This window comes from Serratia sp. CY55921 (genome assembly GCF_052167655.1).
In the GTDB taxonomy this organism is placed as follows: domain Bacteria; phylum Pseudomonadota; class Gammaproteobacteria; order Enterobacterales; family Enterobacteriaceae; genus Serratia; species Serratia ureilytica.
The window spans coordinates 1,464,312-1,477,770 of sequence record NZ_JBJNMU010000001.1; the positions used below are offsets into that span (position 1 = coordinate 1,464,312).

Below are 13,459 nucleotides of genomic sequence, written 5' to 3' on the forward strand. Positions count from 1 at the left end.
GGCGGTGATAAACCGACCGACAGGCACCCCGATTCGCCGGTGCCAGGGATTTAATTGACCAGGATGAGAACCCACTGATGCCACTCCCGCAATCGCGTTACGACTTACCGCGAATTATTTTCGGCGTGCTGTTTATCGCCATCATGATCGTCGCCTGTTTCTGGGTGATCCAACCGTTTATTCTCGGCTTCGCCTGGGCGGGCATGGTGGTCATCGCCACCTGGCCGCTGCTGCTCAAACTGCAAAAGCTGCTGTGGGGCCGCCGCTCGCTGGCGGTGCTGGTCATGACCCTGCTGTTGATCCTGCTGTTCATTCTGCCCATCTCCCTGCTGATCAGCAGCGTGGTGGATAACAGCGCGCCGTTGATCGCCTGGGCCAGCTCGCCAGGCAAGTTGCATATTCCCGACCTCGCCTGGCTGCAATCCGTCCCGATGATCGGCGACAAGCTCTATACCAGCTACCATACGCTGGTTAACGCCGGCGGCGCCGCGCTGCTGGCGAAGGTACAGCCATACTTCGGCCAGACCGCCACCTGGTTCGTGGCGCAGGCGGCGCATATCGGCCGCCTGCTGCTGCACTGCGCGCTGATGCTGCTGTTCAGCGCCTTGTTGTACGCGCGCGGCGAACAGGTCGCGCTGGGTATCCGTCACTTTGCGGTGCGCCTCGGTTCCGCGCGCGGCGATGCGGCGGTGCTGCTGGGCGGCCAGGCGATCCGTGCGGTCGCGCTGGGCGTGGTAGTGACGGCGCTGGTGCAGTCGGTGCTGGGCGGCATCGGTCTGGCGGTAAGCGGCATTCCGGCCGCCACCCTGTTGACGATGCTGATCTTCATCTGCTGTGTGGCGCAATTGGGGCCGCTGTTGGTGCTGGTGCCGGCCATCATTTGGCTGTACTGGCACGGCGACACCACCTGGGGCACCGTGCTGCTGGTCTGGAGCTGCGTGGTGGCCACGCTGGATAACGTGCTGCGCCCGGTGCTGATCCGCATGGGCGCCGATCTGCCGCTGCTGCTGATCCTGTCCGGCGTTATCGGCGGTTTGCTGGCCTTCGGCATGATCGGCCTGTTCATCGGCCCGGTGGTGTTGGCGGTGTCTTATCGCCTGCTGACCGCCTGGATGGATGAAGCGCCGGAGCCGACCACCGCGCCGGAGCAAGTGATCGAAGAACTGGAAAAACGTTAATCGCCCTCCCTTCCGCCCGCATCGCCGGGCGGAAGAGTTTCCCCTCTCACTACGCCTACCTCATTCGGGTAATATCTTCGCCAAATATAATGCCGTTGTTTATTGATTAAGGCGCGGCAAATGGAAAGGTGCAATGTAAATCCGTGTTTGCTGCAAAATGCAAAAAGAGATAACGCCCGCAAATAAATGGTGATACCGCTATCGATTAGGATGATTCTTAATGACTAGTCGCGTTCAAATATCTAGTATTATGGCCATCTATTGCTTCAAATCACTGATTTTAAAGCAACCTTTCTGAACAATGTAATGCCATACATGTGAATTGCTGTGTGTAGTCTTTGCCCATCTCCTACGATGGGCTTTTTTTTATTCTTTTTTCGCCAAATTGATTATTTAACGCGCCGTTATTTACATTCAGAAATAAAAAGGCCGCAGCGTAAACTGCGGCCGGGTATTAATGCCTTAGCAACGCCGAAGCCTTATTTCTTTTTCGACAAGTTGATCCAGGTCTGCACTACGGTATCCGGATTGAGCGACAGGCTATCGATGCCCTGCTCCATCAACCACTCGGCGAAGTCTTCATGGTCGGACGGCCCCTGGCCGCAGATACCGACGTATTTGCCGTGGCGTTTGGCCGCCTGGATCGCCATCGACAGCAGCGCTTTCACCGCGTCGTTGCGTTCGTCGAACAGTTCCGACACCACGCCGGAGTCGCGATCCAGCCCCAGCGCCAGCTGGGTCATGTCGTTGGAGCCGATGGAGAAGCCGTCGAAGTGCTCAAGGAACTGATCCGCGAGCAGCGCATTGGACGGGATCTCGCACATCATGATCACTTTCAGCCCGTTTTCGCCGCGCTTCAGCCCCTGACGCGCCAGCTCGGCCACCACCGCTTCCGCCTGCGCCACGGTGCGCACGAACGGCACCATGATTTCGACGTTGGTCAGCCCCATTTCGTTACGCACGCGTTTCACCGCTTCGCACTCCAGCGCGAAGCAATCGCGGAAGCTGTCGGCCACGTAGCGGCCGGCCCCGCGGAAGCCCAGCATCGGGTTCTCTTCGTGCGGTTCATACTTGTCGCCGCCCACCAGGTTGGCGTACTCGTTGGATTTGAAGTCGGACAGACGCACGATCACGCGCTTCGGCCAGAAGGCGGCGCCCAGCGTCGCGATCCCTTCGGTCAAACGACCGACGTAGAACTCGACCGGGTGGTCATAGCCCTGCATCAACGCGCGAATTTCGTTTTGCAACGCCGGCGTTTGCTGATCGAACTCCAGCAACGCGCGCGGGTGCACGCCGATCATGCGGTTGATGATGAATTCCAGCCGCGCCAGGCCCACGCCTTCGTTCGGCAAACGCGCGAAGTCGAAAGCGCGATCCGGGTTGCCGACGTTCATCATGATCTTCAGCGGCAGATCCGGCAGTTCGGTCACTTCGGAGCTCTGCACGCTGAAGTCCAGCATGTCGCTGTAAACGAAGCCGGTGTCGCCTTCCGCACAGGATACGGTGACTTTCTGGCCGTCTTTCAGCACGTCGGTGGCGTGGCCACAGCCCACTACCGCCGGAATGCCCAGCTCACGGGCGATGATCGCCGCGTGGCAGGTGCGCCCGCCGCGGTTGGTGACGATCGCAGCGGCCTTCTTCATGATCGGCTCCCAGTCCGGGTCGGTCATGTCGGTCACCAGCACGTCGCCCGGCTGGATGCGATCCATTTCGCTGATATCGTGAATCACCTTCACCGGACCGGCGCCGATGCGATGACCGATGGCGCGGCCTTCCACCAGCACCGGGCTGGAGCCGTTCAGCTGATAGCGTTCCATGGTCTGTTCGTTGGAGCGAACGGTCTCCGGGCGCGCCTGCACGATCAGCAGTTTGCCGGTGTGGCCGTCTTTCGCCCACTCGATATCCATCGGGCGGCCGTAATGTTTTTCGATCAGGATCGCCTGCTGCGCCAGCGCCTGCACTTCGTCATCGGTCAGCGAGAACCGGCTGCGCTGCGCTTCCGGCACGTCTTCGATGCGCACCTGCTTGCCGTGATCCTGCGACGGCGCGTACACCATGCGGATTTTTTTCGAGCCCAGGTTGCGGCGCACGATCGCCGGCTTGCCTTTTTGCAACGTCGGCTTGTGCACATAGAACTCATCCGGGTTCACCGCGCCCTGCACCACCATCTCACCCAGACCGAAGGCGGAGGTGATGAACACCACCTGATCAAAGCCGGACTCGGTGTCGATGGTGAACATCACGCCCGAGGAGGCCAGATCGGAGCGCACCATGCGCTGTACGCCCGCCGACAGCGCCACGCCGCGGTGGTCGTAGCCCTGGTGCACGCGATAAGAGATGGCGCGGTCATTGAACAACGACGCGAACACGTGCTTGATCGCCACCATCACGGCGTCGATGCCCTGCACGTTGAGGAAGGTTTCCTGCTGGCCGGCAAAGGAGGCGTCCGGCATGTCTTCCGCCGTGGCGGAAGAGCGCACCGCAAAGGAGGCTTCCGGTTCGCCGTCGGCGAGCTGTTGGTAAGCCTGATGAATTTCACGCTCGAACTCGGCGTGGAACGGCGTGTCGATCACCCATTGGCGGATCTGGGCACCGGCCTTGGCCAGTTGTGCAACGTCGTCAACGTCAGTCTGATCCAGTAACTGATAGATGCGCTGGTTAACACCGCTTTGTTCGAGGAAATCGTTAAACGCCTGCGCGGTGGTGGCAAAACCGTTCGGCACGGCCACGCCCAAATCGGAAAGATTGGTGATCATTTCACCGAGGGAAGCGTTTTTGCCGCCGACACGGTCAACGTCGTGCATGCCAAGCTGGTTGTACCAAAGCACATTACGCAAGTCTGGGCCATTGTTGGACATCGAGACAATCCTTATTGCTATCAGTAGGGTAAAGACGGATTTAATTCGCTTGCTTTACGGCGCCGCTAAACGCGGAGCCGAATCAGACTAGCACACTGATCCGGGGAAAATGGAAAGGTGAATCGATCAACCCACTGAAGAAAGTGGTTTTTAAGAGAATGTCCTAACCGGCTGATTTGCCTGGGAACCGTTCCCAAACGCACGAAAAGCTTAGTTCTCAACAAATTACGTTCTTTTTAAACTTCTGTTTTAATGACCGCGCAAACGCTACCGTTTTTGGTGAAAATAACGGCAAACTCGCGCTTCAGGTGGAAAAGCGCCGCTGGGCCGCACTTTTTATGGCCGCTAATCGCGCTTTCCGCCCGCGCCGCCGCATGGCGGTTTATCGCCCCGCCGTCACAATTTTTTCTCTCGTCCCTTTACCGACGGATCGTCTGCGGCCCATGATATTGACAGTGATGACAGCAGGAACACCGTTTTCAGGTAAGGAGCCTCGGGTGGAAAGAAGCGTTTTTTATATTTCGGATGGTACGGCGATCACCGCCGAAGTGCTGGGACACGCGGTGCTGTCGCAGTTCCCGGTCACGGCGACCACCTATACCCTGCCGTTTGTCGAAACCGAGGCCCGCGCGCGCGCAGTTCGCCAGCAAATCGATGATATTTACCATGAAACCGGCGTGCGCCCGTTGGTGTTTTACTCCATTATCTCGCCGGAAGTGCGCGATGTGATCGTCCAGAGCCAGGGCTTCTGCCAGGATATCGTGCAGGCGCTGGTCGGCCCGCTGCAGGGCGAGCTGGATGTGGAACCGACGCCGGTGCCGAACCGCACCCACGGCCTGACCGCCAGCAATCTCGGCAAGTACGACGCCCGCATCGCCGCCATCGACTATACCCTGGCGCACGATGATGGCATTTCGCTGCGCAACCTCGATCAGGCGCAGGTGATCCTGCTCGGCGTCTCGCGCTGCGGCAAAACCCCCACCAGCCTCTATCTGGCGATGCAGTTCGGCATCCGCGCCGCCAACTACCCGTTTATCGCCGACGATATGGACAATTTGCATCTGCCGGCCTCGCTGAAACCGTTTCAGCATAAATTATTCGGCCTGACCATCGATCCGGAGCGCCTGGCGGCGATCCGTGAAGAGCGGCGCGAAAACAGCCGTTACGCCTCCTTGCGCCAGTGCCGCATGGAAATCGCCGAGGTCGAGGCGCTGTTCCGCAAAAACCAGATCCGCTACCTCAACACCACCAACTATTCGGTCGAAGAGATCTCCACCAAAATCCTCGATATCCTCGGCATGAGCCGCCGCATGTTCTGATCTTTCCCCGCGGGGCCATCGCGCCCCGCCGCCTGCCGTTTATTTCAGCAGCAGCTGATTTTTTTGTGCTTTTTTTCGCGGCTTTGATCAACAGAACGCAATCTCTACGGTTGAATTCAGCGCTTTTTGCGTTATTGTGATCGCCATCACTTCCCGGCGCTCCTGCCGCAGAGAAGAACAGTTTCCAGGGAACAACATGCACAAAACAGATGAACTGCGGACCGCGCGCATCGACAGCCTCGTCACGCCGCAAGCGTTGGCGGATAAGCTGCCGATCTCGGCGGCCGTCGCCGATAACGTGACAGCGTCACGTAAACGCATTGAAAAAATCCTTACCGGTGAAGACCGCCGCCTGCTGGTGGTGATCGGCCCCTGCTCCATCCACGATCTCGACGCCGCCGTCGATTACGCCGGCCGGCTGAACGCCCTGCGCGAACGCTACCAGGATCGCCTGGAGATCGTGATGCGCACCTACTTCGAAAAACCGCGCACCGTTGTCGGCTGGAAAGGCCTGATCTCCGATCCGGCACTGGACGGCACCTTCCAGGTCAACCGCGGCATCGAAATGGCGCGCCGCCTGCTGCTGGAGGTGAACCAGCTCGGCCTGCCGACCGCCACCGAATTCCTGGACATGGTCGTCGGCCAATACATCGCCGATCTGATCAGCTGGGGCGCCATCGGTGCGCGCACCACCGAAAGCCAGATCCACCGTGAAATGGCCTCGGCGCTCTCCTGCCCGGTCGGCTTCAAAAACGGCACCGACGGCAACACCCGCATCGCCATCGACGCCATTCGCGCGGCGCGTGCCGGGCACATGTTCCTGTCGCCGGACAAACATGGTCAGATGACCATCTACCAGACCAGCGGCAACCCGTACGGCCACATCATCATGCGCGGCGGCAAAACGCCGAACTACCACGCCAGCGATATCGCCGCCGCCTGTGACAGCCTGCGTGAATTCGATCTGCCGGAGCACCTGGTGATCGACTTCAGCCACGGCAACTGCCAGAAGATGCATCGCCGTCAGTTGGAAGTGGCCGACAATGTCTGCCAGCAGATCCGCGCCGGCTCTGCCGCCATCACCGGCGTGATGGCGGAAAGCTTCCTGGTGGAAGGCACGCAGAAAATCGTCACCGGCCAGCCGCTGACCTATGGCCAGTCGATCACCGATCCTTGCCTGAGCTGGTCCGACAGCGAACAGCTGCTGGCGATGCTGGCGGATGCCATCGATAGCCGCTTCTAGCCTATCGCAGGCCGGGGCCACGCCCCGGCTTTATCTCCCCTGTTTCGCTCATCTATACTGATCGCAATCCTTTAACACCCGCCGCAACGCACTGGGAGCCCCGGCATGATTCACTCTCTGTTATCCATCCCCTGCGTCACGCTGCAGGGCGAGCAAAAAACGCTGGGCGATTTCCCGGCGCGCGCTTACCTGGTGGTCAACACCGCCAGCAAGTGCGGCTTCACCCCGCAATACCGCGGGCTGGAAAATTTGTGGCAATACTATCGCGAACGCGGGTTGATGGTGCTCGGCTTCCCTTGCAACCAGTTTGGTTCTCAGGAGCCGGGCAGTCCGCTTGAGATCGCCAATTTTTGCAGCCTCAACTACGGCGTCAGTTTCCCGCTGTTCAACAAAATAGAGGTCAACGGCCCCGGCGCCCATCCGCTGTTCAACGAACTGAAACGCCTGGCGCCCGGCATTCTGGGCAGCCGCCGCATCAAATGGAATTTCACCAAATTCCTGCTCACCGCCGATGGCCAACGTGTCACACGCTTTGCGCCGATCACCAAACCTGAGCGTCTGTTCGACCGCATCGAAACCCTGCTGAAATAATCCCCTCTTTTTTACGGGCCGAGCGCGTTCGGCCCGTCGCCGGATGTCCGTTCGGCAAAAAGGTTCCATCGGTAAGAAAATTTTCCTTGATGTAACCTTTCCATCACATGATAATGATTCTCAATTTGATATTAATTACCATTTAATGGTCTGTTTTATAAGCACAAAGATGATGGATACTGCCAACACGCCAACTCCCGCCGCCGCGGCCCCGACCGAGCACAGCGCAAACGCGCCGCCCAGCTACGACAGCGCACAGCTGCTCGGCGCCGACGGCATCGCGTTCATTACCCATCAGGGCCAGCGCTATCAACTGCGGCAGACCAAGGCAGGGAAATTGATCCTGACCAAATAACCACAGAATCCTCAAACGCCAGCCACCCCGATCTTGTGATCCAGGCAGCCAGCAAATCTATTGATATGTTTCATTACATACGGAGAGTTGCACCATGCCTCTGACATTTTCCACCCGGCTGCGTTTTTCCGCGTTGAGTCTGGCGATTGCCTGCGCTCTGCCTACGGTGGCCTTGGCACAAAACACCAGCACGACACCCTCTTCTTCCCCCGCGACGCCGGCCAAAAAAGCCAAAGCCGCTGACGAAACCATGACCGTGGTCGCCACCGGCAATCAGCGCAGCAGCTTTGAAGCGCCGATGATGGTGACGGTCATCGAAGGCAGTTCGCCGGAAAGCCAAACTGCGGGGACCGCTGCCGATATGCTGCGCCGCGTGCCGGGTATTACCGTCACGGGCTCCGGCCGCAGCAATGGGCAGGATCTCATGATGCGCGGTTACGACCGACGCGGCGTGCTGACGCTGGTCGACGGCATCCGCCAGGGCACCGATACCGGCCATATTAACGGCACATTTTTAGATCCTGCGTTGGTGAAGCGCATCGAAATCGTGCGCGGCCCTTCTGCCCTGCTGTACGGCAGCGGCGCGTTGGGTGGCGTAGTGTCTTATGAAACTGTCGACGCCGCCGACCTGCTGTTGCCAGGCCACGACAGCGGGTTCCGCGTCTACGGCACCGCCGGCAGCGGCGATCACAGCTTGGGCATGGGCGCCAGCGCCTACGGCAAGACCGATAACCTCGACGGCCTGCTGTCGTTCGGCACCCGCGACGTCGGCAATCTGCGCCAGGGCAATGGCTTCGATGCCCCCAACGACGAAACCATCAACAACGTGCTGGCCAAAGGCACCTGGAAGATCGACGACAACCAGTCGCTGGGCGGCAACCTTCGTTACTACAACAACAGCGCCCAAGAGCCGAAAAACCCACAAACGCCAGCCAGCTCCGCTGGAAACTTAATGACCAATCGTTCGACGATCCAACGCGACGCGGCTCTGAGTTACAAACTGAAGCCGGTCGGCCAGGATTGGCTGGATGCTGAAGCGAAAGTGTATTACTCGGACGTGAAAATTAACGCGCACGCCAGCGGCAGCGAAGATGAAGCGCGCAAACAAACCACTAAAGGCGCCAAACTCGAAAACCGCACACGCCTGTTTGCAGATACTTTCGCTTCGCACCTGTTGACCTACGGCACCGAGGCTTACAAACAGGAGCAAACGCCGGGCGGAGCGACCGAAAGTTTCCCGCACGCAAAAATCAACTTCGCTTCAGGCTGGCTGCAGGACGAAATCACGCTGCGCGATCTGCCCGTCACCCTGCTCGCCGGCACCCGCTATGACAATTACAAGGGCTCAAGTGACGGCTATGCCGATGTGGATGCGAACAAATGGTCCTCACGCGGCGCAGTCAGCATTACCCCCACCGACTGGCTGATGCTGTTCGGCTCCTATTCTCAGGCGTTCCGCGCACCGACGATGGGTGAGATGTACAACGACTCCAAACACTTCTCCATCCCAATGGGGCCTACCACCATCACCAACTATTGGGTGCCGAACCCTAATTTGAAACCGGAAACCAATGAAACTCAAGAGTACGGATTTGGTCTGCGTTTCGACGATCTGCTGCTCGCCGATGATAGCTTGCAGTTCAAAGCGAGCTATTTCGATACTAAAGCCAAGGATTACATCACAACCGACGTCACCATGGAGCTGGGACGCGGCCCGCGCGGCCCTTACTGCATCAGTTGCACCACCTTTTCGACCAATATCGATCGCGCAAAAATCTGGGGATGGGACGCTACGCTCAGCTATAAAACCTCTTGGTTCGGCTGGGATTTGGCTTATAACCGCACCCGCGGCAAAAATGAAGCGACCGGTGACTGGTTGAGCAGCATCAATCCGGACACCGTCACCAGCTCGCTGGATGTGCCGCTGGGCGAAACCGGTCTGTCCGCCGGTTGGGTCGCCACCTTCGCCGAACGCGCCACCCGCGTGCAGACGGGGACGCCGGAGCAAGGCGGCTACGGGGTTAACGACTTCTATCTGAGCTACAAAGGCCGCGACCGTCTGCAGGGCGTCACCACCACCGTGGTGCTGGGCAACGCCTTCGACAAAGAGTACTACTCGCCGCAGGGCGTCCCGCAGGATGGCCGCAACGCCAAACTGCTGGTCAGCTACCAGTGGTGATCATTTGACTATCTGGCGGACATCCGGTGTGTCCGCCATTCGCATCACAGCGCAGGAGAATCCCGCATGAGCAACACCCTGTACGAACGTTACCAACAGGCTAAAATCGACCATCCCGGCAAATACGCCCGCGACCTGGCGGCGATCCTTGGCGTCAGCGAAGCGGAGCTGACGCACGCCCGCGTTGGCCACGACGCACGCCGCCTGCAGGCCGACGCCCGCACATTGCTGACCGAACTCGAGCAAGTGGGCGTCACCAAGTCTATCACCCGCAACAGCTATGCGGTGCATGAGCAGATGGGCCGCTACCGCAACCAGCACCTCAACGGCCACGCCGGGCTGATCCTCAACCCGCGCGAGCTGGATCTGCGCCTGTTCCTCAACCACTGGACCAGCGTCTTCGCCATGAGCGAAACCAACAAGCGCGGCGTGCGCCACAGCATTCAGTTCTTTGACCCGCAGGGCGATGCGCTGCACAAGGTCTACACCACCGAGGAAACCGATCTGCCGGCCTGGATGGCGCTGGTGGAACGCCACCTGAGCGAAGAAAACTCGGCGCTGGCGCTGCAGCCCGCCGAGGCGGCCACCTCCGATGAAGCCACGCAGGATCAGGCCAAAATCGACGCTGAATGGCGCGCGATGACCGACGTGCACCAGTTCTTCCAGCTGCTGAGCCGCAATAAGCTGACGCGCCAGCAGGCCTTCCGCGCCGTCGGCGACGATCTGGCCTATCAGGTGGACAACAGCGCGCTGTCGCAACTGCTGGAGGCGGCGCAGCAACAGCAAAATGAGATCATGATCTTCGTCGGCAACCGTGGCTGCGTGCAGATTTTCACCGGCCAGATCGAACGGTTGATGCCGCAGGAAGGCTGGATCAACGTGTTCAACCGCCGCTTCACGCTGCACCTGATTGAAAACGCCATCGCCGAAAGCTGGATCACCCGCAAACCGACCAAAGACGGCATCGTCACCAGCCTGGAGCTGTTCGCCGCAGATGGCACGCAGATCGCGCAGCTGTATGGCCAGCGCACCGAAGGCCAACCGGAACAAACCCAGTGGCGCGAGCAGGTCGCCGCGCTCGCCGCCAAGGACATCGCCGCATGAAATCCTCCTTGATCCGCCGCCTGGCGTTGATGGTGACGCTGACGCTGCCGCTCACCGCCGCCGCCGCGCAGCGCATCGTCTCGATCGGCGGCGACGTGACGGAAATCGCCTTTGCGCTCGGCGCCGGCGACGACGTGATCGCCCGCGACAGCACCAGCCTGCATCCGGAAGCGGTGAAAAAGCTGCCGGACGTCGGCTACATGCGCCAGCTGAACGCCGAAGGCATTCTGGCGCTGAAACCGACGCTGGTGCTGACGACCGAGCTGGCGCAGCCGGCGCTGGTGCTCAAACAACTGGCGGACAGCGGCGTCAAGGTCGTCAGCGTGCCGGGTGACACCACCCTGCAGGCGGTGCCGCAAAAAATCGCCGCGATCGCCGCCGCGCTGCAGCGTGATGAGCAAGGCAAGCAGTTGAGCGAGCGCTATCAACAGCAGCTGGCGGCGGTCGATACCACTCCGCTGCCGGTCAAGGTGCTGTTTGTGATGAGCCACGGCGGCATTACGCCGATGGCGGCCGGGCAACACACCGCCGCCGACGCGGTGATCGCCGCCGCCGGACTGAAAAACGCCATGCAGGGTTTTGACCGCTACCGTCCGCTGTCGCAGGAAGGCGTCATCGCCAGCGCGCCGGACCTGTTGCTGGTCACCACCGACGGCGTGCGCACCCTCGGCGGCGAACAGCAACTGTGGACGTTGCCGGGTCTGGCGTTGACGCCGGCAGGTAAGCAGCGTCGCGTGCTGATCGTCGATGACATGGCGCTGCTGGGCTTCGGTCTGGAAACGCCGGCGGCGCTGGCCAAACTGCGCCACGCGGCGGAGCAAAAGTAATGCGCTGCCGCACCTCGCCTCAGTTAGCCATCATCGGCCTGCTGGTGCTGCTGACGCTGCTGGCGCTGGTCGCCGCTAACCTGGGCGCGCTGACGCTGTCGTTTGGCACCCTGTGGCGCGAACCCTTCAGCGACGCCGCCTGGCACATCTGGCTGAACATCCGCCTGCCGCGCGTGCTGTTGGCGGTGGTGATCGGCTGTGCGCTGGCGGTATCCGGCGCGGTAATGCAGGGGCTGTTCCGCAATCCGCTGGCGGATCCGAGCCTGCTGGGCATCAGCAGCGGCGGCGCGCTGTTTGTCGCGCTGTTCATCGTGATGCCGCTGGCGTTGCCGGTGACGATCGCGTTGTATGGCCACATGCTGGCGGCGTTCCTCGGCAGCCTGCTGGTATCGCTGTTGATCTACGGCATCAGCCGCAGCGGGCACGGCAATCTGTCGCGGCTGCTGCTGGCGGGCATCGCGATCAACGCCCTGTGTATGGCTGCCATCGGCGTGCTCTCCTACATCAGCAGCGATCAACAGCTGCGCCAATTCTCGCTGTGGATGATGGGCAGCCTCAGCCAGTCGCAATGGCCGACGCTGGCCGTTTCCGCCTCGCTGATCCTGCCCACGGCACTGCTGACGCTGCTGCAGGCGCGTCGTCTGAACCTGTTACAGCTGGGGGACGAAGAGGCACACTACCTCGGGGTGAACGTTCAGCGCGCCAAGCTGCAGCTGCTGCTGTTGAGCGCCCTGTTGATCGGCGCGGCGGTGGCGATGAGCGGCGTGATCGGCTTCGTCGGTCTGGTGGTGCCGCATCTGGTGCGTATGCGCCTCGGCGGGGATCACCGCTGGCTGCTGCCCTGCTCTGCTCTGGGCGGCGCCTGCCTGCTACTGGTCAGCGACACGCTGGCGCGCACGCTGGTGGCGCCGGCCGAAATGCCGGTGGGATTGATGACCAGCCTGATCGGCGGCCCTTACTTCTTGTGGCTGGTGATGCGCCAGCGGGAGCGAACCAGTGGATAACGCCGCCAACCTCACGGCCCGGGAGTTGCGCTACAGCCTCGGTACGCGCCGCTTGATCAACGATGTTTCGCTCAGCCTCGCCGGCGGTGAAATGGTGGCGATTATCGGCCCTAACGGCGCCGGCAAATCGACGCTGCTGCGTTTGCTGACCGGCTATTTGACGCCGGACTGTGGCGAATGCCGGCTGCTTGGCCGCCCGCTGGAACACTGGGCGCCGCAGCAGTTGGCCAAAGTCCGAGCCGTGATGCGTCAATACAGCGATCTGGCGTTCCCCTTCAGCGTGGAAGAAGTGGTCAGCATGGGACGCGCGCCGCACGGCAAACGCGACGAGCACCAGGCGATCCAACAGGTTATGGCGCAGACCGATTGCCTGGCGCTGGCGCAGCGCGACTATCGTCAGCTGTCCGGCGGCGAACAGCAGCGGGTGCAACTGGCGCGGGTATTGGCACAGCTGTGGCAGCCGCAGCCGTCCCCCGCCTGGCTGTTCCTCGACGAGCCGACTTCGGCGTTGGATCTTTACCACCAGCAGCATACCCTGCGCCTGCTGCGCTCGTTGACGCGCCAACAGCCGCTGGGCGTCTGCTGTGTGCTGCACGATCTCAATCTGGCGGCGCTGTACGCCGACCGCATCCTGCTGCTGCATCAGGGGCGCCTGGTGGCGAGCGGCACACCGCAGGAAGTGTTGCAGACGGAAATCCTCACCCGCTGGTACCAGGCCGATCTCGGCGTGATTCATCATCCCGAAGTGTCGTTGCCGCAGGTCTATCTGCGCCAATGAAACGTTCAAGGGCGCCATGAGGC

Annotated in this window: 11 protein-coding genes and 1 other RNA gene; 11 read left to right on the forward strand and 1 reads right to left on the reverse strand. The window is 60.8% G+C overall.

Annotation, left to right across the window (positions count from 1 at the left end):
- The first annotated feature begins 77 nt into the window (after positions 1-77).
- Complete coding sequence (gene ydiK, locus ACJ8M3_RS06935) at positions 78-1,178, forward strand: AI-2E family transporter YdiK (RefSeq protein ID WP_042784360.1); 1,101 nt, start codon at positions 78-80, stop codon at positions 1,176-1,178.
- 260 nt (positions 1,179-1,438) lie between these two features.
- Positions 1,439-1,548, forward strand: an RNA gene (rprA, locus tag ACJ8M3_RS06940) — antisense sRNA RprA.
- Positions 1,549-1,657: 109 nt separating this feature from the next.
- On the opposite strand, the gene ppsA is transcribed toward rprA, so the two are convergent.
- Positions 1,658-4,036 carry a phosphoenolpyruvate synthase gene (gene ppsA, locus ACJ8M3_RS06945; protein ID WP_047576000.1) on the reverse strand — a complete coding sequence of 793 codons (2,379 nt, stop codon included), beginning with the start codon at positions 4,034-4,036 and terminating at the stop codon, positions 1,658-1,660.
- Between the two features lie 458 nt (positions 4,037-4,494).
- On the opposite strand from ppsA, the gene ppsR reads away from it, so the two are divergent.
- From ppsR to ACJ8M3_RS06990, 9 genes are all read left to right on the forward strand, one after another.
- Entirely contained in the window at positions 4,495-5,355 is an 861-nt protein-coding gene (gene ppsR / locus ACJ8M3_RS06950; protein WP_160880175.1) for a posphoenolpyruvate synthetase regulatory kinase/phosphorylase PpsR, read from the forward strand.
- A 196-nt stretch (positions 5,356-5,551) separates the two neighbouring features.
- The gene (locus tag ACJ8M3_RS06955) at positions 5,552-6,598 is read left to right on the forward strand and encodes a 3-deoxy-7-phosphoheptulonate synthase (RefSeq protein WP_089196991.1); all 1,047 of its coding nucleotides are present in this window, start codon (positions 5,552-5,554) and stop codon (positions 6,596-6,598) included.
- A 105-nt stretch (positions 6,599-6,703) separates the two neighbouring features.
- Entirely contained in the window at positions 6,704-7,189 is a 486-nt protein-coding gene (locus tag ACJ8M3_RS06960; protein ID WP_033642898.1) for a glutathione peroxidase, read from the forward strand.
- A gap of 172 nt (positions 7,190-7,361) precedes the next feature.
- Positions 7,362-7,544 (forward strand): hemin uptake protein HemP, encoded by a 183-nt coding sequence (hemP, locus tag ACJ8M3_RS06965; protein ID WP_016927944.1) that lies wholly within the window; start codon positions 7,362-7,364, stop codon positions 7,542-7,544.
- Between the two features lie 94 nt (positions 7,545-7,638).
- Positions 7,639-9,723, forward strand: a complete 2,085-nt coding sequence (locus ACJ8M3_RS06970; protein WP_089196990.1) for a TonB-dependent hemoglobin/transferrin/lactoferrin family receptor — start codon at positions 7,639-7,641, stop codon at positions 9,721-9,723.
- A 66-nt stretch (positions 9,724-9,789) separates the two neighbouring features.
- The gene (locus ACJ8M3_RS06975; protein ID WP_089196989.1) at positions 9,790-10,827 is read left to right on the forward strand and encodes a hemin-degrading factor; all 1,038 of its coding nucleotides are present in this window, start codon (positions 9,790-9,792) and stop codon (positions 10,825-10,827) included.
- Positions 10,824-11,654, forward strand: a complete 831-nt coding sequence (locus ACJ8M3_RS06980) for a heme/hemin ABC transporter substrate-binding protein (protein WP_033642895.1) — start codon at positions 10,824-10,826, stop codon at positions 11,652-11,654. The genes ACJ8M3_RS06975 and ACJ8M3_RS06980 overlap by 4 nt, the downstream gene beginning before the upstream one ends.
- Positions 11,654-12,658, forward strand: a complete 1,005-nt coding sequence (locus tag ACJ8M3_RS06985) for a FecCD family ABC transporter permease (RefSeq protein WP_033642894.1) — start codon at positions 11,654-11,656, stop codon at positions 12,656-12,658. Before ACJ8M3_RS06980 ends, ACJ8M3_RS06985 begins: the two co-directional genes overlap by 1 nt.
- Positions 12,651-13,436: a heme ABC transporter ATP-binding protein gene (locus ACJ8M3_RS06990; protein ID WP_033642893.1), complete on the forward strand. Its 786-nt coding sequence runs from the start codon at positions 12,651-12,653 to the stop codon at positions 13,434-13,436. The genes ACJ8M3_RS06985 and ACJ8M3_RS06990 overlap by 8 nt, the downstream gene beginning before the upstream one ends.
- Positions 13,437-13,459: the final 23 nt, after the last annotated feature.